This window comes from Exiguobacterium sp. s70 (assembly GCF_018618315.1).
Lineage (GTDB): Bacteria > Bacillota > Bacilli > Exiguobacteriales > Exiguobacteriaceae > Exiguobacterium > Exiguobacterium chiriqhucha.
In genome coordinates, this window is record NZ_JACSLV010000001.1 from 295,161 (window position 1) to 320,775 (window position 25,615).

Sequence of the window (25,615 nt, forward strand, 5' to 3'; positions counted from 1 at the left end):
AAAGGTGGGAACGACCATGCACATCGCCATCGTCTATAGTTCCATGAGTGGGAATACAGAAGAAGTCGCCGAGCTGATTCAGGAAAGCCACGTTAATCGGGGCGACCGCGTCGTCTTGTTCGAAGCGGACCGCATCGGCCATCGCGAAGCCCGATCGCTCGCCACGTACGACCTCGTCTATTTCGGGTCGTACACGTGGGCCGACGGCGTCTTGCCGGACGAGATGAAAGACACGTTCCGGCTCGTCTTGAAAGAGCTCGACGTGCCGCTTCGCCAAGCCGCCGTATTCGGGACCGGGGACAAGATGTTCGTCCACTTCTGTCGAGCGGTCGATGAGATGGCGTACCACCTTTCGAAATACGGGATCCCGCTCGCCGGTGAAACGTTGAAAATCGAGCAATCACCGCGCAATCAACCGTACAACGTCCGTCATTGGGCCGAACGGTTGGCTAGAAACGCCGAAGAAGGAGTATATGTCCATGAACATTCAAAAGATCAAACTACTGTCGCCCAAACATCCTAACCGGGCGACAGCCATTATCGGGGGCGAGACGAGTTCCATCGTGAATTGGAACGACATCGCCTATCCACAGTTTTATACCATCTATAAGCAACTGCTCTCGAACTTTTGGATCCCGGATGAGATTTCGATGTCCAAAGACATGCAGCAATGGCCACAGTTGACGGAGCGCGAGCAGGATGCCTTCAAACGCATCATCGGTCTGCTGTCAATCCTTGACTCGGTGCAGACGCGTTACATCCTCGAGTCATCAATGTTCTCATCCGACTCGTCGGTGCACGCCGTGCTCGCCGTCATCGCTCAGCAAGAAGTCGTCCATAACCAATCGTATAGCTACGTCCTCTCGAGCCTCGTCCCGCTCAGCGAACAAAATCGTATTTTCGATATCGCCAAGGACGACGAGATGGTCATGAAACGCAATCAATTCATCTTGGACTTATATGAGGACTTCCGCGCCGATCAAACGGCCGAGACGTTTGCCAAATCGCTCGTCGCCTCAATCATTCTCGAAGGCATCAACTTCTATTCCGGTTTCGCCTACTTCTATAACTTGGCGCGCCATCAGAAGATGGTCGGCACGTCGACGATGATCAGTTACATCCAGCGCGACGAGATGCAGCACTCCTATTTCGTCAGCCAGTTGCTCCGGGCCGTCTTGACGGAAAATCCGGAGATTGACGCGGACGGTAGCTTCAGTCAGTTCGTCTACAACACGATGGCGGAAGCCGTCGACCTTGAAATCGAATGGTGTGAGTATGTGTTGCGTGATCTCGATGGACTCGACGTCAGCGAGATGCGCGACTACGTCAAATACCTCGCCAACAAGCGTCTCCGCGTCATCGGCTTGAACGATCTGTATGAAGGGTTCAATGAGGATGTCATGCCTTGGATTCGCGCTTATTCAGATGATTCATTGAACGCAACCAAGTCAGACTTCTTTGAACAAAAATCACGCTCGTACGCGAAAGTCACCGACGCCAACGGCTTCGACGACCTGTAAGCACAAAATCCCCCGACTCACGATGAGTCGGGGGATTTTTATAATGGATGAAGCTTAATGATAAGCGCGTACGTATTGGGCAATACCTTCCGCGACACCTTCTGCCATCCGTTGACGTGAGGTGTTATTTCGTAAATGTGTAACGTCTTGCGGAGATGAAATGAAGCCGAGTTCGACGAGGGCCGATGGCATCGTATTATAACTGATGACATAATAGTTCGCCGTCTTGACGCCACGGTTCGTCATCCCAGACATTTTCCCCATCAGATTGGATTGGATATTTGTCGCCAGGACACGGCTCTTGGCGCTATGGGCCGAATAAGACGAATAGAATGTTTCGACCCCTTTGGCCGCAGGCGTCGTCGCTGCGTTTGTATGCAAGCTGACGAACAAGTTGCCGCGAAGTGTCTTAGCGGTCTGAACGCGTTGATCGAGCGTCAAATAGACGTCCGTCGAGCGCGTTAACCGGACTTGATATCCATATTTCGACCGAAGATACGTCTCGACCCGCTTCGTCACGTCGAGGACGATCGTCTTCTCATAAAGTGATCCATTGACCGCTCCCGGGTCACCGCCTCCATGTCCCGCATCGAGGACGATGACGGCGCCACTCGTTGCATTCGGTTTAAGCGTCATCGCGTAAGCCGTTGAGATGTAGCCATCGCGGCCATTGTACTTGATTTTATAGAAACCGTTCGCCGAACCGTAATGGTCGACTTGAGTCCCGTGCGCGAGGCGACCGAGTACCGCCGAGCTCGCCGAAGCGCTCGCCCGAACGTTCAACACGTCTCCTGGTGTATTCGTGTACACTTTCCCTTTCGGCGTGGCCGCAGGGGCGGCCGGGGCCTTTCCAGCCGTCAGCCAAGACGTTGGCGTATAGAACGTCTCCGTTCCGATATAGACGACCGACCAGCTCGAATTATGTTTACTGTAAGTCACGGTCGTATACTTCGGCAATACGCGAGCGACCGGTGAAGACTGAAGCGTTTTCTTGTAGAGGTTCGCATTCCGATTCGCATAGCCTTGTACTTTTTGAATGACCGGTGGCTTCGCTACTGGCGGTTTTGCTACCGGAGGCGCACCCGTCGTGATCCCAACTGTCGGCGTGTAGTACGTCTCGTTCCCGAGATAGACGACCGACCAGCTCGTGTTGTACTTGCTCGAGACGACCTTCGACTTAATCGGCAATACCTTCAACACCGTTGAACGTTGATTGCGCTGACCGAACAGCTTCAACTCACGGTTCGCGTAACCATCCGTTTTCACTACTGGCGGTTTTGTCGTCACCGGAGGAGTGGCTGGCGCTCCCGACGTAATCCAAGCGGTCGGCGTGAAGAACGTCTCATTGCCGAGATAGACGATTGACCAGCTCGTATTGTACTTGCTCGAGACGACTTTCGACTTGACCGGAAGCACCTTCAATACGGTCGACCGTTGATTTCGTTCACCGAACAGCTTCAACGACCGGTTGGCATAACCATCCTCTTTCGTCACGGTCGGTGTCGAGGCGACGACTTTCGGGGCAATGTATGCTTTGGCCGCATAATACGTTTTGCCACCGATATACACTTTTGCCCAAGACGAGTTGTGGACCGCATATTGGACGGTCGTGCCTTTTTTGAGCGTCCGATAGACAGTCGCTTTGCTATGGGCGGACACACGGATATTCAAGTTGACCGTGGTCACGCCTGTCGAAGTGGCCGCTTGCTTCGTTACGGTCGAAGATGGTGTAGGGATTCGCTTAATATACTGTGCTGAAGCATAATACGTACGACTGTTTAAATATATTTTACTCCACTCTTTGTTATAAGTTCCATATTTTACTTTTGTTCCCTTTTTTAGCGTTTGAATCAATTTCCCGTTCGTGCTCGGTGTAGCGCGCACATTCAGATTGACAGTTGTTTCTCCTTCCAAAGTAGCCGCTTCAGCTGACGGTATTTGGATTGAAAACAACAAGACGATCATGATGAGGGCAAGTTTAAAAAGCTTCATATTCATCCAAAATATTCCTTTCTTCTACGCGCATCGCAACTGACAACACCTTCATAGTAGCACATTGCTTTTATTAAAAAAGTAAATATTTGAAAAAATGATGAATACTTTTTACAAAAAAGGGGAATGTTTTTACCCTTGTTTTCGAACAATCAAGAACGAATCGGCACCATGCCGCTCGGTCTCGACCACGAAAGAGTCCGGGAGCTGGAAAGCTGCAGTCAACGAGCCGTTTGTTTGGAGCGGAGGCTCTGGCTGACGGATCACGAATCCATCAAGCCCTTCCACTTCGGCAATTTTTAAAAATCGCGTCAAATGCCCTTCTCGCTCTCTATATCGGCTCGCCTCCTCGAAAGGTTTAGCCGCTACTCCACCCCAATAGCGCCCTTCGACATACGCCACATAGGCGCGGACCGACGCTTCCGTGATCGGGTCCGGGGTATGGTCGAAACGTCCGAAGTCCCGGGATGACTTGTCTTCGATGAGTGAGCCAATCGCTGCATATAAATCAAAGTCGTTTTGGGACGCAAGGTCGAGGACCGCTCGTTGGACAGCCTCGATATGTCGCTGCAACGAACCCGGCGTCGCGGACGCCTTCAGTTTTTTGTCCCCTTCATAGGCGTTTAAAATCCGTCCGACTTCCCCGGCCTCACGAACGAGCCGATAGTACGTCTTGTCCTGCGCCTCCTGACCATTTCCGGCCTCTTGACGCTGAAGCGTGATGGCGTACTGGTTCGCCAGACACGTCGAAATGACGAACACGTCCATCAGTTCTTCCCGTAGCGCCGATTGGTCGTTCGCATACAATGCTCCGCCGACTTCACCGACTTCTTCTAGCAGTCGGGCCAACCCCGATAGTGGCCGCCAATAGCCACCTAAATGAATAATCATTTGATCGATTCGTCGTTGTAATTCCTTCATATTTAATCACCTATCCATCCTCTTTATTTACCGCCTGCGTGGTATACTATGCTCAATCAAATTGTTAGGAAAGGGGCTATGCATCTTGTCGCCAGCCAGACTATGGCAATTACTTCGTTTCATGCTCGTCATTATCGGCCTCGTCTTCGTCATCTGGGGACTGAGTGTCCTCTTCACGTACACGTATCCATTCGTGTTCGCTCTCTTGTTATCCTTGTTGACGGTCCCGCTCGTCAATTGGTTCGAGCGTGAGACCAAGTTACCACGCGCCCTCGGCACACTCGTTTCTTTGTTGATTGTCATGAGCGTCGTCAGCGGAATCATCGCCATCGTCGTGACGCAACTCATTCGCTACTTGACGATTGCCGCCGAAAAATTGCCTGCCCAGATTGAAACGTTCACCGAATACATACAACGCCTATTCAATGAAAAACTCGCCCCGTTGGTCAACGATGCGTACGACAGCATCCAACGGCTGAACCCCGAACAGGCGAACTCGCTCGAAGGCGGCATCACCGAAATCGGTGTCCAACTCGGCGCCGCGATCGGCGTCTTGTCCCGAGGTGTCGCCGGCTTGTTGCAGGACATCTTGAGCGCGTTGCCGCTCGTCTTGCTCTTGTTCATCGTCATCGTGCTCGCCTGGTTCTTCATCACGAAAGACTGGCCGGACTATATGAAGTCCATCGCTCGCTTGAATGAACGAAAAGGCTTCAAGGAGTTCGAGCTCGTCATGACGAATTTACGCTCGGCGCTGTTCGGTTACGTCCGCGCGCAATTGACGCTCATCTCGATCACGTTCGGAATCGTCTTAATCGGCATGTTCATCCTTCGTGTCGACAATCCGTTCTCGTTCGCCCTGCTCGCGGCCATCTTTGACTTGTTGCCGTACCTCGGTGTCGGAACGCTGTTATTGCCGTGGGCCGCCTATGCCGCCGTCACGGGCGAATGGTTCCTCGCGATCGGGCTCGTCGTCCTCTATATCGTCGTTATCGTGCAACGCAATCTGGCCGAACCGAAAATCGTCGGCTCTCACATCGGCCTCGACCCGCTCGCCGCCCTCATCTCGATTTTTGTCGGGCTCCAGCTGTTCGGGGTACTCGGCTTCATTTTAGGGCCGGTATTGGCCGTCCTGCTCAAAGCCCTCTATAACGCCCAAGTGTTCCACTATATGTGGAAGTTCGTCATCGGGCCGACGACACCAAAAGAGCGATGACACGTCATCGCTCTTTTGTCTTCGGTACCGCCACGAACGGTGCCCCTTCAGTTTGGTCCGGATGCGTCACCATCCCGGTCGTGCCCGCCTCATAGGCGGCAACGGCCAAAATACAGGCGTCGATGATATCATCGACTTGCACGTTCGACATCTTCCATTTCCATGGCGAGCTGTTCGAATAACGGCGCAACAACTCGATCCGTTCGAGCTCTCCCGCCTCGGTCTTCTTGCTGAAGGACGCCTCGTTCCCCGTCATGACGGCAAAACACACTTCAGGATGCGACTCGTAGACATCTGCATCCGTGATCGTTTGAAACTCACGGATACGCGGCACCAAGTTCCACGCCTGTTTACTGATCCCTTTTCCGACCAGTTCCCGGCTCTTCGCATTCGCCTCGGCATAGGACGCCTCCATGAGCACGTCTTGAATCGGCGGCGTGAAGATGGACGACTTCCGCTGCTTCAGTTGTGACCGCATCCAGGCATCACACGACCGGTCCGGCGCATCAATCGTCGCCAAGTCTTTCGGCATGTCGACAAAATGGACGGCCCCTTCAATCAATAAATCTTCCAACTTTTCTGAGATGGTCAAACAGAGCGAGATGCTGTCGTACGTGATTCGTACCCAGCTCCCGCGCGCGCCATCAATTCCTACTCCGACCACGTCGTCCCTCCTGCATCAAAAACAATATTCCGAGCACCGCGCATAAGACGGTCACTCCCAACAACCATTGACTCGGCCAAGCCGTGTATCCGAGTCCGGAGACGACGGCTAAGCCAATCAATAACAATCCTGACTTCAACGTTTCCACTCTTCGAGCATCAATGCGAGCGTGCGCACCATGACCCCAGTCGGTCCTTTTGGTCCGAGATCGCTTGCCGCCGAACGTTCACTCGTCCCGGCGATATCGAGGTGGAGCCAAGGCGTGTCGCCGACAAACTCACCGACGAACGCGCCACCAAAGATCATATGCCCATAACGGCCCGGCGAGTTGTTCAAATCTGCGACTTCTGATTTCCGGACTTGTTTAATGAAGACGTCGAAGTATGGCATTTGCCAGACGAGTTCATTCGTCTTTCGGCTCGCAGCTTCTAAGGCGCCGTAGAGCGACGCATCGTTCGTCAGGCAACCAGTCACTTCTGTGCCGAGTGCGACGAGCACACCGCCCGTGAGCGTCGCCACATCGATGATGGCTTGTGGTTCATACGTCTTGGCAAACGTGACTGCGTCAGCGAGGACGAGACGACCTTCTGCGTCGGTGTTGAGCACTTCAATCGTCTTCCCGCTCATCGCCGTGATGACATCATCCGGTTTGAACGCGTCCCCTGAGATCATGTTGTCCGTCGACGGGATGACGCCGATGACGTTCACGTTCGGTTTCGTCGTCGCAAGCGTCTCGAATAGGCCGAGCACGGTCGCCGCGCCCCCCATGTCGCCTTTCATGCCGACGATGCCGTCTTTCGGTTTGATTGAGTAACCACCCGTATCAAACGTGATTCCTTTTCCGACGACAGCGACGGGCGCTGCATCGCCTGCACCGTGGTATTCGAGGACAATCAATTTCGGCGGGATGGTCGACCCTTGATTGACGGCGAGCAGCGCCCCCATCCCGAGCGCCTCCATCTCTTCCTTCTCCAAGATGCGATGGCTGAATCCATGACGTTCGGCCAATTCGACCGCATAGTCCGCGAGTGTTTCCGACGTCAAAATATTGGCCGGCATCATCGTGAGCGTCCGTGCGACATTGACACCGCGTCCGTAAGCGGCACCCGTCAACGCCTCTTCCTCTACACCAGCACCGAGCAACGTGATCGTCACGTCTGACTTCGCCGGCTTCGGTTCAGATTTGTATGTAGGGTGCTCATACGTCGCCATCTCATACGCTTCGGCAAACAGTTTCGCCGTGTTCGGTCCGAACGTGTCGAGCGCGACCGCGACGTTTGTGAAGGCGCGTGCTTTAATTTGTTTCGCGACTTTCCCGAACCAATTGCGCACGTTCTCAGGCGTATTCTCGTTGCGTTGTCCAAGACCGACGAATAGGATGCGTTTGACCGTTCCTTCGAACGTCGGGACGATGGACAGTTCCCCTGTTTTCGTCGAGATATCCGATGCTTGGATGAGCGACTTGACGCGCCCATTAAACAACGTATCGAGTCCTTCATCAATCGTGTCGGCAGCACCGATTCCGACGACGATCGTGTCATATGAACCGTTCCAATCTAAATCCTTCACTTGATACATGTTTGCCACTTCCCTTCTTTATATATGGTTAGCATAACGAACTTCGGCGAAATAATGAAACAGTATGCGTAAGAGTCATGAATTCTTCGAATTCAGGCGTTAACTCCTCGTTGTGACGATGATTTATTTTATGATAGGATAAGAAAGTACGCAATCAGGCATCCCTCACTGTTGAGGCGAGGCCATTTTGTTCGGTCGAGGCTTCCCCTAGTAGTAGACCGTTGCTACTTTAATCTTCCAGGTTTTCGTTAGTTCCTTTTTCATTTCGGGTAAGAACTAACGAGATAACATTGGAAACCACTATTTCTTTGAAGAGAGGGACTACGCTTATGTCACACATTAAAGGTATTGGCGCATCTGCAGGAATCGCAGTTGCGAAAGCATTCGTCATGGAGACACCTTCATTCGACATCCCGACAAACAAAATCGAGGACGTAGCAGCTGAGAAAGCCCGTTTCCAAGCGGCCATCGCTCAGTCAAAAACAGAACTCGAAGAAATCCGTCAAATCACGCTTCGTGAGCTCGGTGAAGACAAGGCTGAGATTTTCTCGGCTCACTTGCTCATCGTCGAGGATCCTGAGATCGTCTCACAAGTGAACGACAAAATTGAAAGCGAACACATGAACGCTGCGAAGGCGCTCGATGAAGTCGCTCAAATGATGGTCATGATCTTTGAATCGATGGATAACGAGTACATGCGTGAGCGCGCAGCAGACGTTCGTGACGTCACGAAACGTGTCATGGCGCACATTCTCGGTGTCACGTTCATGACGCCAGCCTCAATCTCAGAAGAAGTCATCATCATCGCTGAAGATTTGACGCCGTCTGATACAGCTCAGCTCAACCGTAAGTACGTCAAAGGATTCGCGACAAACATCGGTGGACGTACGTCTCACTCGGCAATCATGTCTCGTTCACTCGAGATCCCTGCCGTCGTCGGTACAAAAGTAGCACTTGAAGAAATCAAAAATGGCGATCTCGTCGTCATCGACGGGACAGAGGGCGACGTGTTCGTCAACCCGTCTGAAGAACTCGTCAACGAATATAACGAAAAACGCGCAGCATTCGAAGCGTATAAAGAAGAGTTGAAACAACTCGTCAACGAAGAGTCGATCACAGCCGACGGCCACAAGGTCAAACTTGCAGCGAACATCGGTACACCGAATGACCTCGAAGGCGTTTTGAAAAACGGCGCTGACGCCATCGGTCTTTACCGGACTGAGTTCCTCTACATGGACTCGGAAACGTTCCCGACGGAAGAAGAGCAGTATACAGCTTATAAAGCAGTCATCGAAGGTATGGACGGCAAACAAGTCGTCATCCGTACGCTCGATATCGGTGGAGATAAAGAATTGTCTTACCTCGACCTTCCAAAAGAGATGAACCCGTTCCTCGGCTATCGTGCGATTCGCCTTTGCCTTGAAGAGACGGACTTGTTCCGCACACAACTTCGTGCGCTTCTCCGTGCCTCGGCGCACGGTGACCTCGCCATCATGTTCCCAATGATCGCGACGCTTGAAGAGTTCCGTGCTGCGAAAGCCATCTTGCTCGAAGAAGAAGCGAAGTTGAAAGAAGAAGGCATCGCTGTCGGTAACTACGAGACAGGGATGATGGTCGAGATTCCATCGACTGCTGTCATGGCGAAGCAATTCGCGAAAGAAGTCGACTTCTTCTCGGTCGGCACGAACGACTTGATTCAATACACGATGGCAGCGGACCGTATGAACGAGAAAGTCTCGTACTTGTACCAACCGTTCAACCCCGCCATCTTGAACTTGCTCCACAACGTCATCACTGAAGCACACAAAGCCGGTAAATGGGTCGGCATGTGTGGCGAGATGGCTGGAGAAGAGCTCGCGATTCCAATCCTTCTCGGACTCGGTCTTGACGAATTCTCGATGTCGGCTTCAAGCGTCCTTCGCGCACGTAGCCTCGTGAAACGTTTGACGAAGTCAGAAACAGAAGCAATCGTCAACGACGTCCTCAACATGGATACAGCTGAAGAAGTCGTGAACTTCCTCAGTGAAAAATTCGATATTAAGAAGTAACACAAAAAAAGAAGTTCTCGCGGTTGCGAGAGCTTCTTTTTTGTTTACTCGGCTCCTTTGTCATCCGTTCTGAAGTCGAGCGCTTCCCCGGCGACGACCGTCTCTCCGAATGGGACGAAGACGATTTTGCCGTCTCCGTTCGTCCAGATGATCGGCGTGATGAGCGATGGGACTTTGTCACGAATCAAGTTGAGGTCGACATCGAGCAAGACGTCCCCTGCTTCGACCCGGTCGCCTTCTTTCACTTTGGCGACGAAGCCTTCTCCTTTCAGGTTGACCGTGTCGAGTCCGACGTGGATGAGAATCTCTCGTCCGTCGTCCGCGAGTAGGCCGATTGCATGTTTCGTCGGGAAGAACGTGGTGATTTGACCGGTGACCGGCGCAACGACTTGTCCCGAGCTCGGCTCGATGGCAAATCCTTCACCCATCATCCGGCCCGAAAAGACTTGGTCCGGCACATCGTCAAGCGATAAGATGACACCCGACATCGGGGCAAGGAATCGATGATCGGCATGTTCGGCCGCTTCCGGTGTGATGACAGCTTTTTCTTTCGGTTTATATTCGCCGCCTTCGATGATGGCCGCGATTTGTGATTTGAGCGTATCCGATTTCGGACCGAAGATGGCTTGAATGTTATCCCCGACCTCGAGCACTCCGGCCGCTCCCAAATCTTTCAGCAAGTCTTTATCGACTTGTTTGACATCGTTCACAGTGACACGCAAGCGTGTGATACAAGCATCGAGGTGTTTGATGTTATCCGGTCCACCGAGTCCAACGAGCACCTCATACGGTAAATCATCTCCGACGACGGCGCGGGCGCCTTTGCCTTCAGCGACGGTTTCACGTCCCGGTACTTTCAAGTCGAACTTCGTGATTGCGAAACGGAACCCAAAGTAATAGATGACCGCGAAAACGAGACCGACTGGAATGACGAGCCACCAGGCTGTCCGGTTCGGCAACACCCCGAACAAGAGATAGTCGATGAGTCCGCCCGAGAATGTCATCCCGATTTTAACATTGAGCAAGTGCATGGTCATAAAGGAAAGTCCAGCGAAGACGGCATGAATACCAAAGAGAAGAGGTGCAACGAAGACGAACGAGAATTCGACCGGCTCGGTGATTCCCGTCAAGAATGAAGTGAGGGCTGCTGAGAAGTAAAGTCCTTCAACGTCTTTGCGACGTTCTTTCGGGACAGTATGGAACATGGCGAGACAAGCGGCAGGTAATCCGAACATCATGAACGGGAATTTGCCGGTCATATACGTACCGGCTGTAAATTCGACCCCGTCACGAAGCTGGGCGAAGAAGATCCGTTGGTCCCCTTGGACGAGATCCCCCGCTTGGTTCGTATATTCCCCGAACTGGAACCAAAACGGAGAGTACCAGATGTGATGCAGACCGAACGGGATTAGTGAACGTTCGACCAAACCGAAGACGAAGGCGGAGACCGCGACGTTCGCTTCAATGATCGTGCTCGAGAACGTGTTGATCGCTGAACCGATTGGCGGCCAAATATAGGCGAGGGCAATCCCGATCAATAAGCTGAACGCGGCGGTCGCGATTGGCACGAATCGTTTCCCTGCAAAGAACCCTAAGAAATCCGGCAACTTGATGTTGAAGTACTTGTTGTACGCGAATGCGGCAATCAAACCGGCAATGATACCCCCGAATACCCCCATTTGGAGCGTCGGAATCCCGAGTACCGTGGCATAGGCCGGGTCTCCTTGAGCTATTTCCGCGGTAATACCGTTCCACGTGCTGATAACCTTGTTCATAATCAAATAACCAACGATAGCTGCTAACCCGGCAACACCGTCCCCGTTGGCTAGCCCGATGGCGACACCGACGGCGAACAGAAGACCTAGATTGGCAAACACGATATCCCCGGCATCTGTCATAACTTGCCAGACGAGGACGAGTGAATCGTTTGCCAAGAAAGGTAAGAGCGAAACGAGATCAGGGTTTTGGAACGCGGTACCAAATGCGAGTAATAGACCGGCTGCCGGTAGAATCGCAACCGGAAGCATGAGTGCCTTCCCGATTCGCTGCAAAACACCAAACACTTTCTTCCACATCATGGTTCCCTCCTTTTGTCAGAATACTTACTTTTCCCCATCTGCCAGTAGGCTGAAACCGTTTCACCCATACAAAAAAAGCCAACCCATAATGGATTGGCTTATAGCTTCAATTAGTTAGCTTTCTTTTCGTTACCTGAAGCGATGACCGCTTGCATTTCTGATTTCAACGCATCCGAACGTGGTCCGAAGATGGCTTGAATGTTGTTACCGACTTCAAGGACACCAGCTGCTCCAAGGCGTTTCAACTCTTCTTTGTTGACTTGGCTCTTATCTTTTACTTCGACGCGGAGACGTGTGATACATGCGTCAAGGTGTTTGATGTTTTGTGAACCACCGAAACCAACGAGGATATCTTGTGCAAGTTCCGAACCTGTAGCAGTTGATTGCTCAACGACTTCATCTTCACGGCCCGGTGTTTTAAGGTTGAACTTACGGATAACGAAGCGGAATCCGAAGTAGTAAACGACTGCGAACACGAGACCGACTGGAATGACGAGCCACCAGTCTGTACGGTTAGGAAGTACACCGAAGAGAAGGTAGTCGATCAAACCGCCCGAGAACGTCATCCCGATTTTGACGTTCAAGATGTGCATGACCATGAATGAAAGGCCCGCGAAGACTGCGTGTACTGCGAACAAGAGTGGAGCAACGAACAAGAATGAGAACTCGATCGGCTCAGTGATACCAGTCAAGAACGATGTAAGTGCTGCCGAAGCCAAGAGACCACCGACGACTGCTTTACGTTCAGGACGTGCTTCGTGGTACATTGCGAGTGCTGCTGCTGGAAGACCGAACATCATGAACGGGTACTTACCAGTCATGAACGTACCGGCTGTGAGCTCAGCGCCATCACGAATTTGTGCGAAGAAGATAGCTTGGTCACCACGAACGATGTTACCCGCTGCATCCGTGTACGAGCCGAACTCGAACCAGAATGGTGAGTAGAAGATGTGGTGAAGACCGAATGGAATCAATGAACGTTCGATCAAACCGAAGATGAATGCCGCGAACGTGCGGTTTTCAGTCAACATGAAGTTTGAGAACGTGTTCAAGCCGTGCTGAACTGGTGGCCAGATGAGAAGCATGACGAAACCAGCGACAACTGCCAATACCGCAGTAACGATTGGGACGAAACGCTTACCAGCGAAGAAGCCAAGGAATTGCGGCAACTCGATGTTGAAGTACTTATTATATGCCCAGGCGGCGATCAGACCGACGATGATCCCTCCGAATACCCCAGTTTGGAGCGTTGGAATCCCGAGTACTGATGCGTAAGCCGGATCACCTTGTGCGATGATTTCAGGTGTGAGTTCGAGCCAAACACCCATAACTTTGTTCATGATGAGGAATCCGACGATGGCTGCGAGTCCGGCAACGCCGTCCCCTGCTAAACCGATTGCGACACCGACTGCGAATAAGAGTGCTAAGTTCGAGAAGATAATGCCACCCGCTTGCTCCATGAGCTGAGCGAATTTCACAACGCCTTCGTTCGTTAACCAACCAGCGCGTGATGTAAGGGCCGGGTTTTGCATCGCGTTACCGAATGCAAGAAGAAGACCGGCTGCCGGCAAAATCGCAACAGGAAGCATAAGTGCTTTACCGACTTTTTGAAGAACACCAAAGATCTGCTTAAACATGATAAATCCTCCTTTTTGTGATTGTTTCGTGCGGAAAGACGACTGTAGATGTCAGACAACCGACGTATCTAAACGTTTTCATAATAAACGTTTATAAAAACAGAAACAGGCATGAATAAGGTATAGAACGTAGACCTCTCCTAATAGAGAAATCGTTGCGTTCCACTCCTTACTCATGCCTGATCGAATCAGTAACACGTAAGATACGTGGTATCAGTTATCTACTTGTTAGGCGCTGGAGATGCATCGTCAAATATGTCGCTTCACCTCGCGGGACCGGACGCTTTAATTCGCGTTCCATGATGCCCATCAGCTCCCAAGCAGTACTATAGCATAGCGGATATTCTTCGCGCAATACCTTTTCAATTTTTTGTGGGGCCTCCACCATCTCACCCGTCGCAACCCGCTCAACGGCGTACCTTAAGTGCCGAAGTAAGCGCTTATAATCGAGTGAACTCCGGTCCATTTTGACGTTCAAACGACTCTCAATCGTCTGAACGATCTGCCCGATAATTTGGTTGTGTCGATTGACCTCGAGGACGTTTTTGAACGTCGTCGCCGAATGGATGTGGAGCGCGATGAAACCGATCTCCGCGTCCGGCAATAACACGTCAAGCCGCTCGTGAATCATATCGACGATACGTTCGGCGAGCGCGTACTCGTTCGGATAGAGCGATTCGGTCTCAAGCAAGAACGGATTCGTGACTTCCATCCCTTGTTCAATCCGCTTCATCGTGAAGAACAAGTGGTCGGTCAAACCGATATGAATATGTTGGTCGACTTTTTTACCGGTGTTGTTCTCGATAAAGCCGACGATTTCTTGCATGAAAGCAATAAAGTCCTCGTCGACGTGTTTGACGAGTTCACGATATTGCGATTGCTCTTCTTTGTCCGTCAGTTGATACACTTTCTCCGGGACACTGGCCGGGTCGACGAGATCGCCCGCTTTCTTGCCGAAGCCAATCCCTTTCCCGAGTAGAATGACTTCCGGTTCCGGATCATGTTGGCAAATGACAACGCTATTATTCAACACTTTCTTGATCGTATACATCGGTAATGTCATTCGTATCGCATCCCTTACTCACTATAATCGTTTCGTACTAAGTATATCGGTTCATCCCCCAAAAAAGTAGGCGGAAAACAAAAAAGACGAACATTTCTGTCGTCTTTAAAACATTGAATAACCACTCTTGCGCAAGTAGCGAATCGTGACCCCAGCCAAAATCGCACCGAGCAACCCGAAACCGAGCATGAACACATCCAGAAACTGAAGGCCGAGCACGCGTTCGTAAACGTTGGCGAGCGCAGTCGATGTCTCAGTGATGTAACTCGAGAGCTTGACGTTATCAATCATCATAATGACGAAAATCGGATAGATGAACACGAGCGTCCATGTTTTTTTAAGCAGCATGTTCAAAATGAAGCCGATGCTGAAGAAGATGACCAAATAAAGAATCGCCCCAATGACAGCCTGGATAATATGCATGCGATTGCCCCCTTTTCCCGTTGTCTATTATACCGAATCGTTTGCGCTTAGGTCAAAGGTGAACCGTACGCCACCGACAATAAAAAAGTGACCCGCTCCTATGAGCGGGCCACTCAGATATATGGCTTAGAATTTACCTTTTTTGAGGACGAGACCGTACTTCTTCAATTCGAGGAAGTGTTTGTTGTCGATCACTTTCTTCATGAATGAAGCGTTGCGACCGAAGATCTTTTTGCCCATGACGATGCCGATGCCGTCGTTATGGCCAAGTGATGCGACTGTCCCTTTGCTCTCATACGTGAATTTCGAAGTTGATTTCCCGTTGATGAGTGCTGCGATGTTTTTCGCCACGTTGTGCGCTTGTTGTGTCGCGATTTGCGCAGTCGGCGGGTATGGACGGTTTGAGACCGGATCCATGACAGCCGAGCAGTCACCGATGATGAAGACGTTGTCGTGACCAGGGGCACGGTTGTCCGCCTCGACCATGACACGGTTACGGACCGCTTCAAAGCCAGACTTCTCAACGATCGGGCTACCGCTGACGCCACCTGTCCAGAGAATCGTGTTCGCTTCAATCGTCTCTGTCGTGTCGCCTTGGAGTGGACCGAATGTGACGACACCAGGCTCAACGCCTTTGATGCCGTTGCCGAGTTTCATCTCGACGCCGTTGCGCTCGAGCCATTTCTGCGCGTACGTCGTGAGTTCTGGGTCGAAACCAGGAAGTACAGTCGGAGCGGCTTCGATGTTCACGATGCGAACCGCTTCACGTGGCACGTCATACTGTTTGCAAAGCTCAGGCACACGGTTGACGAGCTCACCGAGGAACTCGATTCCTGTGAATCCTGCGCCACCGACAACGATCGTCACGTACGAGCGGTCAGCTGAACCGTTCGTTTTATATTGAGCGAACGAGTACTCGATATGTTCTTTGATTTTACGGACGCTGTTCAATGAACTGATTGTCATCGCGTTCTCTTTAAGGCCAGGGATACCGAATGTTTCAGGTACGCCGCCGAGTGCGAACACGACATAATCATATTCAACGGCTGAACCGTCTACGAGCAAGACTTGTTTTGCCGTAGTATCGACGCGATCGACGATCCCTTTGACAAATTTCACACGTGACGGGTTCACGACGTCGTTGATGTAGATGCGAGCTTGATCCGGTTTCATCGTTCCGGCCGCTGGCTCATGAAGCCACGTCGTCTGGTAATGGTAATCATGCTTGTTGATGAGCGTGATGTTCGCGTCGCCAGCTGAGAGCGTCTTCTGGAGGTTGACCGCTGTGATGAGTCCACCGAAACCTGCGCCAAGAATAACAATGTTAGGTCGTTTCATGTTCATTTCCACCTTGTTTTGATAGTTTTGTTTTCTTGAACAACCATGTTGTGTGTTTTTTCACATGAGTGTTCACAATAAAGCCTAAACCTTGTTCAACCAATGTTCACAATTGCTTCTCGTTCATTGTACGCTGTTTGTTTTGTTTTCTCAATGGAAAAGCATATCTTCTTGAAATTTTTTTGAATGTATAGCATGTTTGTACAGAATGGATTTAATTCACGATTGTCACTATAATAGATGTATACGTTTTGAGGAGGAATTCGATGAAATCGACGAAAGATGTGATCATCATCGGTGGCGGCCCAATCGGACTGTTCACCGCATTTTATGCAGGTATGCGCCAACTCGATACGGCGTTGATTGAAAGTTTGCCACAACTCGGCGGACAATTGTCGACACTGTATCCAGAAAAATATATTTACGACATCGCCGGCTTCCCGAAAGTGAAAGCCCAAGATTTGATTGACCAATTGAAAGCCCAAGCCGATCAGTTCGAACAGGACTATCGCCTCGGGGAGACAGTTGAAACAGTCGAGCGTCTCGAGGACGGCACGTTCCAGATTACGACGAATAAAGACGAGTACCATACGAAAGCAATCATCATCACGGCTGGGAACGGGGCATTCGCCGCACGACCACTCGGTCTCGATGGTTGTGAAGACTATGCGAACCTTCATTACTTCGTCGACAACATGGAGAAATTCCGTGATCGTCGCGTCATGATCGCCGGCGGCGGCGACTCGGCTGTCGACTGGGCACTCATGCTCGAAGGAATTGCCAAAGAAGTCCATATCGTCCACCGTCGCGACCGGTTCCGTGCCCACGAGCATACGGTCGAACAGATGAAAGCGTCGACGATTAACGTCTGGACGCCATATAACATCGAATCACTTTCAGGTGAGACGCACATCGAGTCGGTCGAATTGACAGACAAGGACGGCGAATCGAAATTCGTCGAGATCGATGACCTTATCTGTAACTACGGTTTCGTCTCATCGCTCGGCCCAATCAAAAACTGGGGCATGGAGTTCGAGAAGAACACGATCCGCGTCGACTCGCGGATGGAGACGACGGTCGCCGGCATCTTCGCGTGTGGTGACATCGCCACGTACGAAGGAAAAGTAAAATTGATTGCGACAGGCTTCGGAGAAGCTCCGATTGCCATCAACCAAGTGAAGCAGCTCGTCGACCCGACAGCGCGTCACCCGCAACATTCGACTTCGGTATTCGCCGGGAAATAAAGATGTGGCCCTCATCGCGATGATGAGGGCCATTTTTCATTTACGGATTGTTTGGAGGATGACCCGGTCGAGCCAGTCATCGAGTTGGGTAAAGACAAAACCTGCCTTTTTCGCCTCGGCGATTGACATGTAATAGTCGACGTCCGTATCGTACGGCGACGACTCGCCGTCTTTGATGATTTGGACGGGTTTATTTAAGTGATGGCCAATCCGTTCCATGAGCGCCCCAAGTGAGATGATTCCTTCACTCGCCGCATTGAACGGTCCGGACACGTTGGCCCGACCGACCCATTCTAAAAAGGCCGCTGCCTCAAAACTTGAGATAAAGCCCATCTTCGCTTCGGGATGATGCAGGACGACCGGCTCTTCTCGACGGACAGCATCGATATAAAACTTGAGACGGTCCGTATAGTCGTCCGGGCCCAAGACGATTGGCAAACGGACGGTCGCGACCGGGAATGAGGCGCGATGGAAGAAGTAGGACTCGGCTTCCCGCTTCCCTTGACCATAGTCATGTTCGGATTCGAGATGATAGTCGTGATGGAGCGGATTGAAGTCACTTTCTTTCAAATCGGCGCCAGGTGCATAGACCGACATCGTCGACGTGAGCACATATTTGCCAACTTGATCCATGAACGCGTCCGATGCGATTTTCGCCTGATATGGATTGAAACAAATATTGTCATAGACGAGGTCGTAACGGTCGCGCGATAAATCTTTCATCGTCGCCACCGACTGTCGGTCCCCTTTGATGGAACGAATGCCTTCCGCCTCTGGCACTTGGAGCTGTCCACGCGTCACAATCGTCACATCATCACCGGCCTCCGCCAAGCGAAGCGCCAACCGCTTTCCAAAATAGCGTGACCCACCGAATATCAATACTTTTCTCATCGTCCCTACCCCTCCTACATAAAAATGACATCTCTTTTCATTTTCCCTTGGTTCCTCTCGACTAATCTTCCACATCCTTGAATTTTTTTGTTATTCTTATATATATGTCTTATATATATGATAGAAGAAAGAGGCGAGACCCATGCATCAAATCATGTTAGAAAAAGGATGGACGTGTGAGTTACCGAAACAATACGCCATCTACCAAAGCTTATCCGATTTCAGCCGCTACTCAGTGCTTGACCAAGAGGAAGAGAGCGTCTGTTCGTTCCAAATCACGACCGACACATGCAAAATCACGGCGTTCCGCCCTTGGCAACATCACATCGAATTGAATGCGACATCCAAAGTGATTCGCTTGATTTTGATGGAAGAAACCGACTGAATCGAAAAAAGGCCAATCGTCCACACGATTGGCCTTTCGTTTAGCAATCTCCAGGTGTCCCGGCGTTCGACGCCGTCCGGAAACTCGAACCACATCCACACGTGGCGATGGCGTTCGGATTTTTAATCGTGAACCCGCCTCCGAGCATCGACTGCTTATAGTCGATTTCGAGCCCGTCGACGACCCCATGGTCGGCTTCGGCGACGATGACGCGGACGCCGTGATGGTCGAATTGGATATCTCGATCCGTCTTGTCTTCATCAAACCCCATCCCGTACGAGAGGCCGGTGCATCCCCCACCTTGTACCTTGATGCGCAAGTACTGATTTTCGGGGTGTTCTGTCTGTTTCATCATATCGATGACTTGCAATGCAGCTGACTCTGTCAAATGAATCATCTGAACTCCTCCTTCATTATCTTAACTTCAAGTCAACTGACTTGAGATTTTGTGAAATATCTTGTATAACTAAACTGTAACAAAAAAAATTAAATCGTTCCATCTTCGGGGCAGGGTGAAATTCCCGACCGGCGGTATTGAAGACATGATCTTCTCAGCCCGTGAGCGAGCAAGGCGTTGCTTGCTGATTTCGTGAGATTCGAAAGCCGACAGTATAGTCTGGATGGGAGAAGATGGCGGCATCCGACCGATATCCGGATGTTTTCTTTGGCGTGGTCTAAACGCCGACGAGAACATCTATTTCGTATGCGCGTAAACTCTCCCGATTGTTTGATACAATCGGGTTTTTCTATGCGACGGGTGCCATTCATCAAGGAGCGACAAAAGGAGAGATTTTGATGAAAACAACGCGCAACAAACGATTGACAACACTGGTGACGCTATCGATGCTCGGGGCCATTTCTTTTGTCCTCATGCTCTTTAACTTCCCGCTGCCATTCCTACCACCATTCCTAAAAGTGGACTTTAGTGACATTCCCGCGCTCGTCGCCGGAATCGTGTTCTCCCCACTCGCAGGCGTCGTGGTCGTCGCTCTAAAAAACGTCCTCTACTATGTCTTTAACGGTGGCGGCGTTCCGGTCGGTGAAGTCGCAAACTTCTTTGCAGGTGTCGCTTTCATGTATCCGGTCGCATGGTTCTACCATAAACGTAAAACGAATAAAGCGCTCGCTTCAGGCCTCGTGGCCGGCACAATCACGATGGCACTCAGCTTGGCGATTTTGAACTATTTGCTCATCTTACCAGCCTACGCGTTCTTCTTCGGCATGACCGAGATGGCGCAACCGGCAGTCAAAACGGACCTCGTCCTCTATGGCATCTTGCCGTTCAACCTTATTAAAGCGTTGTTGATCAGCGCCTTGTTCGTCCCACTCTTCCTCAAGTTGAAGCCGTGGATCGAACGCCAGCGGATGCAACTTCAAGCGTAACTGACATGCACCTCGATTTCGATCGAGGTGCTTTTTATTTGGATACGTTATGCTTAGGAGAGGATTGGAGGAGATGGATTGAACACGACTGAAGAGGTGACCCTTTTTTTAGAAAATGATGATGAATTGATGCGTCTATTGACGACCGTCGCTTCGCTCAATTTACCCGACTGGTGGATATGTGCCGGATACGTACGGGCGAAGATATGGGATGACGTGCACGGCTATCCAGCACCGACGCCCACCGAAGATGTCGACGTCATCTACTTTGACCCATCTCACAACGACGAAGCAATCGAAAAAGAGTATGAGGCACAACTATACGCTCTGTTACCAAACGTCCCTTGGTCGGTCAAAAACCAAGCCCGCATGCACCTGGTCAATCAATTGCCACCCTATCAGTCTGCGACCGACGCCTTGGCCCACTTCCCCGAGACCGTCACTGCCATCGGTGTCAGCCTCGACAACAGCGGACGGTTGGAGTTGGCTGCCCCTTACGGCATTGACGACATCATTGGACTGAAATTGCGACCGACCCCAGCTTTTGCAGACGGATCCCCGCATCACCACATTTATCAAGCACGGATCAAAAATAAGAATTGGCAAGCCACTTGGCCGAAACTTCAAGAAGTGGACGTGACTCGTCACGGACTGTAGAACCCGACCGCCTTTACGGTCGGGTTTTGCTATTCATTCATCTACAAAAAAAGAGTGACCACCGAAGTGATCACTCTGAGTAAATCGTATTTGATTAGAGAAGCAAACCAGCAAGCGTGGCTGACATCAAATTGGCAAGCGTACCTGCGAGAATCGCGAGGACACCCATACGTGCGATGTCGTTCCGACGGTTCGGTGCCATTCCACCGAGACCACCGAGAAGGATTGCAAGTGACGAGATGTTGGCGAATCCACAAAGTGCGAAGGCGATCATCGCTTCCGTACGTGCTGAAAGTTCACCAGTACCGATGATTGGTGCGAATTCAGAGAAGGCAACGAATTCGTTCAAGACGAGTTTTTGACCGAGGAAGCTACCGAACTGAACCGCATCAGCCCACGGTACACCGATGATAAACGCGAGTGGTGCAAACACGTAACCAAGAATCAATTCAAGTGAGAGGCTCTCAAATCCGACCAAGCCGCCGATTCCACCAAGAATCAAGTTGACGAGCGCAATCAATGAAACGAAGGCGAGAAGCATCGCACCGACGTTCAAGGCGAGGAAGAGACCGTCAGACGCACCGCGAGCGGCTGCATCGACGAAGTTCGCTGCTTTGTCCTCTTCATCTTCAGCGATTTCGATGTCATCATTGTACTCTTCTGTTTCCGGAACGATGATTTTTGCGAACAAGAGACCAGCAGGTGCAGCCATGAAACTCGCTGCGAGCAAGTACTCGAGCGGTACACCAAGGGCAGCGTATCCAGCGAGAACCGAACCGGCAACCGACGCGAGTCCCCCGACCATAACGGCGAAGAGCTCCGATTGTGTCATTGTCGGAAGGTAAGGTTTGATGACAAGTGGTGCTTCCGTTTGACCGACGAAGATGTTTGCCGTCGCTGAAAGCGACTCTTTACGTGATGTGCCGAGAGCTTTCGCAAGGGCTGTCCCGAGAATACGGATGACCCACTGCATGACACCGAGGTAGTAAAGCAAAGCGATTAAAGAAGACATAAAAATGATAATCGGCAACACTTGGAATGCGAAGACGAAGTTGTCCCCTCCTACAGCTGTACCGAAAACGAAGGCGATTCCGTCATTTGCTGTGTTCAAGACGTTCTGAACGCCTCCTGAGATCCATTCTAACGCGCTACGTCCTGCTGATGTGAAGAGGACGAGGAAAGCGAACGTAAACTGTACCGCGAAAGCGGCAAGAACGGTACGCCATTTGATGGCTTTACGGTTGGTTGAGAAGATGTAAGCGATTCCAATTAGTGCCAAAATACCAACCACGCTCATGATATTCATTGGTGTTGTGCTCCTTTCATATTGGGGAAACCTGATATTGTGATATACCCGAATCGAGATGTGTCCTACCGTTTGAAACGCTTTCTTTTTATGTTGTTAAACGTCAGACAACCTACATTCGAACCTCTTTGAATATAACAGACCCTTTTTAAAAATGCAACGGGTCAAAACAGTCAAAATAAAAAAAGTTTGAAGTTGCTTCAAACTTTTTCACCAAGCCATTTCTTCAATTTTTTCATATACGTTCGTCACGAGTTGCTCTGGCGTATCTCCCGTCACGACCTCTCCATCGACTAGGCAAAACAAGTCGAGCGAACAGACGCCACAGTAGCCTGTACAGCCGTATTCAACGACTTCTAGGTCTGGATCGGACTCTAGTTTGGCCCGGGCGATTTGCGAGCCCATCGCCAAATTGGAGGCACAGAACTCAATGATCGGATTCATCATGTCATTCACCCTTCCCCTTTCCCTCAAAACAGGAAAATGGTTCTTCTACGGCGTATTATAACATGATACAGTTGAAGTGTAACAAAGGGGGATTTTTATGCGCAAATTAGTCGTCTTGGGAGGCGGTTACGGGGGTATGCGTGTAATCGAACGCGTCCTCGGCCATCAGCTGAAGGACGTATCGATCACACTCATCGATCGTCTACCTTACCATGGGTTAAAAACAGAGTATTACGCACTTGCGGCGGGGACCGTATCGGATCGCGATATCCGTATCGATTTTCCAGAAGAGATCGATTACATATACGGTCAAGTCACCGATATCGACGCTGGAGACAAGATGGTTCTGCTCGCGAGCGGTGAAAAAGTACCGTATGACGACCTCGTCATCGGACTCGGATGCGAGGACAAGTATCACAACGTACCTGGCGCCGCCGAGTTCACGTACAGCATCCAAACGTTAGAAGAATCACGTAAGACCCAACAAGCCATCAACGGTCTGTCGCCCGGTTCAATCGTCTCAATCGTCGGTGCTGGATTATCGGGTGTCGAACTCGCCAGCGAGCTGCGCGAGAGCCGTCCTGATTTGACGGTCCGTTTGTTCGACCGTGGCCCATCGGTCTTATCGTTCCTATCGAGCCGCGTCTCGATGTACGTCCAGTCTTGGTTCGAAGAGCACGGCGTCGAGGTCATCAACCAGTCGAATATCGTCCGGGTCGACGCCGACGGTCTATGGAATCACGAGCAACACTTCCCGTCTGATTTGACGGTTTGGACGGCTGGGATTCAACCGGTCGCCGTCGTCCGAAATCAAGGGTGGGAACTCGATGGCGGCGGGCGCGTCAAATTGACACCGCACCATTACGTCCCGGAACAGCCGGACATCTTCGTCGTCGGAGACAACGCCAGCCTTCCGTATGCACCTTCCGGTCAGCTCGCTGAAGCGCAAGCGGAACAGATCGTCCAAGTGTTGCTCTGTAAATGGAAAGGCGTCAGTTATCCGGATTTACCGGATATCAAACTCCGAGGAACGCTCGGCTCGCTCGGGAAGAAGGCCGGCTTCGGTGTCTTCATGGGCAAACAGTCCCTCACCGGAAAAGTCGCTCGACTGCTCAAGTCCGGAATTCTTTGGAAACATAAAGTCATTAAATAACATGAACGGGTCGACCTTTACGGTCACCCGTTTTTTTGTGTAATGTGCTTGATTTCCCGTTCTGCGGCCATCTCCTTGAGTCAAAAGTCTTGTATCTGAATCCCCTGTATCCTTATCTAAATATTCAGATTTTTAATTCCATTGACATATTCTACCCGATGGGAAAACTTGTTACTCTATGGGCACGGCAGTTCGACATCGCGTCACCTCGCCTACATAACCCGAAGGAGGAAACAAGTTGAAAAAAGTTTGCAGCACTGTCCTCGCCTCACTGCTCGTCTTGTCAACCGTTCCAGGAGGCGCAGAAGCCGCCCCGAACAAAGAGAAAGAACGTGTCATCGTCGTCTTCAAGGAATCGGCGAAGAACATCCCGCTCTCGATTGAAGGCATGGAAGTTCGCCAACAGTACAAAAACATTCCGGCCGCAGCGCTCGAAGTACCGAAGGCTGCCTTGAATGGCTTGAAAAACAACCCGAACGTCGCCCACGTGGAAGTCGATCAAACGGTACAAATCGAAAATCAGACGCAAGACTGGGGCATTCCGAAGTTGAAAGCTCCATCAGCTTGGCAGAGTGGCTACACCGGGAAAGGCGTGAAAGTATCGGTCGTTGATACCGGAATCTCGCCGCACCCTGATTTGACGATTTCTGGTGGTGCCTCGTTCAGTACAGTCACGAGCTCATACGCGGATGACAACGGTCACGGTACGCACGTCGCCGGGATTATCGGTGCCCGCAACAACAGCATCGGAACGGTCGGGATTGCCCATGAGGCGAGCATCTATGCCGTTAAAGCACTCGAAGCCAACGGTAGTGGTAGCCTCTCGAGTATCATCGCCGGGATTGACTGGTCGATCACGAACGATATGGACGTCATCAACTTGAGTCTCGGGACGACAAGTCCATCGACGACGCTCCAACAAGTCGTCGATCGTGCCAATAACGCGGGTATCCTCGTCGTCGCGGCAGCCGGTAACAACGGACGCGCTGACGGTACAGGTGACCTCGTCAACTACCCAGCCCGTTACAGCTCGGCCATCGCCGTCGCGGCGACGGACATCAACAACAACCGCGCCTCGTTCTCGGCGACAGGTAGCACGGTCGAAGTCGCGGCACCAGGTGTGAGCATCAACTCGACACTCGCGAACGGCGGCTACGGTCAAATGAGCGGGACATCGATGGCGACACCTTACGTCGCCGGTAACCTCGCACTCATGAAGCAAGCGTTCCCGACGTTGTCGAGCTCGCAACTTCGCACGAAACTGTCACAAGATTCGATCGACCTCGGAACGGCCGGACGTGACACATGGTTCGGGAACGGACTCGTGCAAGCACCGACGGCTAGCGGCACGACGCAACCGGTCCAAGCGCTCACGACGACAGTATCGACATCGAAATCAACTTACTACGCTGGTGAAGTCGTCTCCATCTCTTCAACAGTCCGGAATTCGAACGGCCAAGCGGTCGCGAACGCCGACGTCCGTGTGACGGTCACACAGCCAAACGGCGCGACGCTCACAGGAACAGGCAAGACAAGTTCAACGGGCGCCATCACGTTCACGCTCTCAACAACCTCTTCATCACAACGTGGGACGTATCAAGTGAAATCTGATGCGACGCTCACGGGTTACACGTCAGGTTCGGCGACGTCGTCGTTCCGTCTTCTATAACGCAA

At 51.4% G+C, this 25,615-nt stretch carries 21 protein-coding genes, 2 pseudogenes and 1 riboswitch; of the genes and pseudogenes, 10 read left to right on the forward strand and 13 right to left on the reverse strand.

The annotated features are described in order from the left end of the window. Window positions 1–16: 16 nt before the first annotated feature. A complete protein-coding gene (locus tag KNP84_RS01510; RefSeq protein WP_021065537.1) occupies window positions 17–523 on the forward strand; it encodes a flavodoxin domain-containing protein in 507 nt (168 codons plus the stop codon). Then, window positions 480–1,520, forward strand: coding sequence for a ribonucleotide-diphosphate reductase subunit beta (locus KNP84_RS01515; RefSeq protein WP_058764045.1), 1,041 nt, complete (start codon window positions 480–482; stop codon window positions 1,518–1,520). Before KNP84_RS01510 ends, KNP84_RS01515 begins: the two co-directional genes overlap by 44 nt. 54 nt (window positions 1,521–1,574) lie before the next feature. Here KNP84_RS01515 and KNP84_RS01520 read toward each other — a convergent pair whose 3' ends face one another. Together KNP84_RS01520 and KNP84_RS01525 are read right to left on the reverse strand one after the other, a co-directional pair. Beyond that, on the reverse strand, window positions 1,575–3,518 hold the full coding sequence (locus tag KNP84_RS01520; RefSeq protein WP_215114072.1) for an N-acetylmuramoyl-L-alanine amidase: 1,944 nt from the start codon (window positions 3,516–3,518) through the stop codon (window positions 1,575–1,577). Between the two features lie 126 nt (window positions 3,519–3,644). After that, window positions 3,645–4,433 carry a MazG nucleotide pyrophosphohydrolase domain-containing protein gene (locus KNP84_RS01525; protein ID WP_021065534.1) on the reverse strand — a complete coding sequence of 263 codons (789 nt, stop codon included), beginning with the start codon at window positions 4,431–4,433 and terminating at the stop codon, window positions 3,645–3,647. A gap of 85 nt (window positions 4,434–4,518) precedes the next feature. Between KNP84_RS01525 and ytvI the strand changes: the two genes are divergently transcribed. Beyond that, entirely contained in the window at window positions 4,519–5,646 is a 1,128-nt protein-coding gene (gene ytvI, locus KNP84_RS01530) for a sporulation integral membrane protein YtvI (protein WP_058764051.1), read from the forward strand. Between the two features lie 4 nt (window positions 5,647–5,650). Here the strand turns inward: ytvI and KNP84_RS01535 are convergent, their stop codons facing one another. After that, complete coding sequence (locus tag KNP84_RS01535) at window positions 5,651–6,310, reverse strand: DUF429 domain-containing protein (RefSeq protein ID WP_021065532.1); 660 nt, start codon at window positions 6,308–6,310, stop codon at window positions 5,651–5,653. 135 nt (window positions 6,311–6,445) lie between these two features. Further along, entirely contained in the window at window positions 6,446–7,888 is a 1,443-nt protein-coding gene (locus tag KNP84_RS01540) for a leucyl aminopeptidase (protein WP_215114073.1), read from the reverse strand. A gap of 329 nt (window positions 7,889–8,217) precedes the next feature. Between KNP84_RS01540 and ptsP the strand changes: the two genes are divergently transcribed. Further along, window positions 8,218–9,936: a phosphoenolpyruvate--protein phosphotransferase gene (gene ptsP, locus KNP84_RS01545; protein WP_215114074.1), complete on the forward strand. Its 1,719-nt coding sequence runs from the start codon at window positions 8,218–8,220 to the stop codon at window positions 9,934–9,936. A 137-nt stretch (window positions 9,937–10,073) separates the two neighbouring features. Here the strand turns inward: ptsP and ptsG (KNP84_RS01550) are convergent. From ptsG (KNP84_RS01550) to KNP84_RS01570, 5 genes and pseudogenes are all read right to left on the reverse strand, one after another. After that, window positions 10,074–12,011: pseudogene (gene ptsG, locus KNP84_RS01550) on the reverse strand (glucose-specific PTS transporter subunit IIBC); the annotation flags it as partial. Window positions 12,012–12,151: 140 nt separating this feature from the next. Beyond that, window positions 12,152–13,651 (reverse strand): annotated as a pseudogene (ptsG, locus tag KNP84_RS01555) (glucose-specific PTS transporter subunit IIBC); the annotation flags it as partial. Window positions 13,652–13,868: 217 nt separating this feature from the next. Then, window positions 13,869–14,714, reverse strand: coding sequence for a glucose PTS transporter transcription antiterminator GlcT (gene glcT / locus KNP84_RS01560; RefSeq protein WP_021065527.1), 846 nt, complete (start codon window positions 14,712–14,714; stop codon window positions 13,869–13,871). A gap of 105 nt (window positions 14,715–14,819) precedes the next feature. Further along, window positions 14,820–15,137, reverse strand: coding sequence for a YuiB family protein (locus KNP84_RS01565; protein WP_021065526.1), 318 nt, complete (start codon window positions 15,135–15,137; stop codon window positions 14,820–14,822). Between the two features lie 126 nt (window positions 15,138–15,263). Further along, entirely contained in the window at window positions 15,264–16,475 is a 1,212-nt protein-coding gene (locus tag KNP84_RS01570; RefSeq protein ID WP_021065525.1) for an NAD(P)/FAD-dependent oxidoreductase, read from the reverse strand. Between the two features lie 266 nt (window positions 16,476–16,741). Between KNP84_RS01570 and KNP84_RS01575 the strand changes: the two genes are divergently transcribed. Beyond that, window positions 16,742–17,719: an NAD(P)/FAD-dependent oxidoreductase gene (locus KNP84_RS01575; protein WP_021065524.1), complete on the forward strand. Its 978-nt coding sequence runs from the start codon at window positions 16,742–16,744 to the stop codon at window positions 17,717–17,719. Window positions 17,720–17,755: 36 nt separating this feature from the next. Here KNP84_RS01575 and KNP84_RS01580 read toward each other — a convergent pair whose 3' ends face one another. Further along, on the reverse strand, window positions 17,756–18,610 hold the full coding sequence (locus tag KNP84_RS01580) for a Rossmann-fold NAD(P)-binding domain-containing protein (RefSeq protein ID WP_215114075.1): 855 nt from the start codon (window positions 18,608–18,610) through the stop codon (window positions 17,756–17,758). Between the two features lie 142 nt (window positions 18,611–18,752). Here KNP84_RS01580 and KNP84_RS01585 point away from each other — a divergent pair, with 142 nt between their 5' ends. Further along, window positions 18,753–18,995 (forward strand): hypothetical protein, encoded by a 243-nt coding sequence (locus tag KNP84_RS01585; protein WP_214717630.1) that lies wholly within the window; start codon window positions 18,753–18,755, stop codon window positions 18,993–18,995. Between the two features lie 40 nt (window positions 18,996–19,035). Here the strand turns inward: KNP84_RS01585 and KNP84_RS01590 are convergent, their stop codons facing one another. Next, a complete protein-coding gene (locus KNP84_RS01590) occupies window positions 19,036–19,392 on the reverse strand; it encodes a HesB/IscA family protein (RefSeq protein ID WP_021065521.1) in 357 nt (118 codons plus the stop codon). 97 nt (window positions 19,393–19,489) lie between these two features. After that, a riboswitch (FMN riboswitch) is annotated at window positions 19,490–19,631 on the forward strand. A 159-nt stretch (window positions 19,632–19,790) separates the two neighbouring features. Between KNP84_RS01590 and KNP84_RS01595 the strand changes: the two genes are divergently transcribed. Beyond that, the gene (locus tag KNP84_RS01595) at window positions 19,791–20,378 is read left to right on the forward strand and encodes an ECF transporter S component (RefSeq protein ID WP_031199812.1); all 588 of its coding nucleotides are present in this window, start codon (window positions 19,791–19,793) and stop codon (window positions 20,376–20,378) included. Window positions 20,379–20,456: 78 nt separating this feature from the next. After that, window positions 20,457–21,035, forward strand: coding sequence for a nucleotidyltransferase family protein (locus KNP84_RS01600; protein ID WP_251131096.1), 579 nt, complete (start codon window positions 20,457–20,459; stop codon window positions 21,033–21,035). Between the two features lie 94 nt (window positions 21,036–21,129). Here KNP84_RS01600 and KNP84_RS01605 read toward each other — a convergent pair whose 3' ends face one another. Then, entirely contained in the window at window positions 21,130–22,341 is a 1,212-nt protein-coding gene (locus KNP84_RS01605; RefSeq protein ID WP_214831956.1) for a NupC/NupG family nucleoside CNT transporter, read from the reverse strand. A gap of 210 nt (window positions 22,342–22,551) precedes the next feature. Beyond that, a complete protein-coding gene (locus KNP84_RS01610) occupies window positions 22,552–22,788 on the reverse strand; it encodes a YuzB family protein (protein WP_215114076.1) in 237 nt (78 codons plus the stop codon). 97 nt (window positions 22,789–22,885) lie between these two features. On the opposite strand from KNP84_RS01610, the gene KNP84_RS01615 reads away from it, so the two are divergent. Both KNP84_RS01615 and KNP84_RS01620 read left to right on the forward strand, forming a co-directional pair. Further along, complete coding sequence (locus KNP84_RS01615; RefSeq protein ID WP_021065516.1) at window positions 22,886–23,941, forward strand: NAD(P)/FAD-dependent oxidoreductase; 1,056 nt, start codon at window positions 22,886–22,888, stop codon at window positions 23,939–23,941. Between the two features lie 238 nt (window positions 23,942–24,179). After that, window positions 24,180–25,610 (forward strand): S8 family serine peptidase, encoded by a 1,431-nt coding sequence (locus tag KNP84_RS01620; RefSeq protein ID WP_215114077.1) that lies wholly within the window; start codon window positions 24,180–24,182, stop codon window positions 25,608–25,610. Window positions 25,611–25,615: the final 5 nt, after the last annotated feature.

Coding starts and splice junctions, on each gene's coding strand:
- KNP84_RS01595 (WP_031199812.1), top strand. CDS start 19,791: ATGAAAACAACGCGCAACAAACGATTGACAACACTGGTGACGCTATCG.
- KNP84_RS01510 (WP_021065537.1), top strand. CDS start 17: ATGCACATCGCCATCGTCTATAGTTCCATGAGTGGGAATACAGAAGAA.
- KNP84_RS01585 (WP_214717630.1), top strand. CDS start 18,753: ATGCATCAAATCATGTTAGAAAAAGGATGGACGTGTGAGTTACCGAAA.
- KNP84_RS01525 (WP_021065534.1), bottom strand. CDS start 4,433: ATGAAGGAATTACAACGACGAATCGATCAAATGATTATTCATTTAGGT.
- KNP84_RS01580 (WP_215114075.1), bottom strand. CDS start 18,610: ATGAGAAAAGTATTGATATTCGGTGGGTCACGCTATTTTGGAAAGCGG.
- KNP84_RS01565 (WP_021065526.1), bottom strand. CDS start 15,137: ATGCATATTATCCAGGCTGTCATTGGGGCGATTCTTTATTTGGTCATC.
- glcT (WP_021065527.1), bottom strand. CDS start 14,714: ATGACATTACCGATGTATACGATCAAGAAAGTGTTGAATAATAGCGTT.
- KNP84_RS01515 (WP_058764045.1), top strand. CDS start 480: ATGAACATTCAAAAGATCAAACTACTGTCGCCCAAACATCCTAACCGG.
- ptsP (WP_215114074.1), top strand. CDS start 8,218: ATGTCACACATTAAAGGTATTGGCGCATCTGCAGGAATCGCAGTTGCG.
- KNP84_RS01605 (WP_214831956.1), bottom strand. CDS start 22,341: ATGAATATCATGAGCGTGGTTGGTATTTTGGCACTAATTGGAATCGCT.
- KNP84_RS01540 (WP_215114073.1), bottom strand. CDS start 7,888: ATGTATCAAGTGAAGGATTTAGATTGGAACGGTTCATATGACACGATC.
- KNP84_RS01615 (WP_021065516.1), top strand. CDS start 22,886: ATGCGCAAATTAGTCGTCTTGGGAGGCGGTTACGGGGGTATGCGTGTA.
- KNP84_RS01590 (WP_021065521.1), bottom strand. CDS start 19,392: ATGATTCATTTGACAGAGTCAGCTGCATTGCAAGTCATCGATATGATG.
- KNP84_RS01610 (WP_215114076.1), bottom strand. CDS start 22,788: ATGATGAATCCGATCATTGAGTTCTGTGCCTCCAATTTGGCGATGGGC.
- KNP84_RS01520 (WP_215114072.1), bottom strand. CDS start 3,518: ATGAATATGAAGCTTTTTAAACTTGCCCTCATCATGATCGTCTTGTTG.
- KNP84_RS01575 (WP_021065524.1), top strand. CDS start 16,742: ATGAAATCGACGAAAGATGTGATCATCATCGGTGGCGGCCCAATCGGA.
- KNP84_RS01570 (WP_021065525.1), bottom strand. CDS start 16,475: ATGAAACGACCTAACATTGTTATTCTTGGCGCAGGTTTCGGTGGACTC.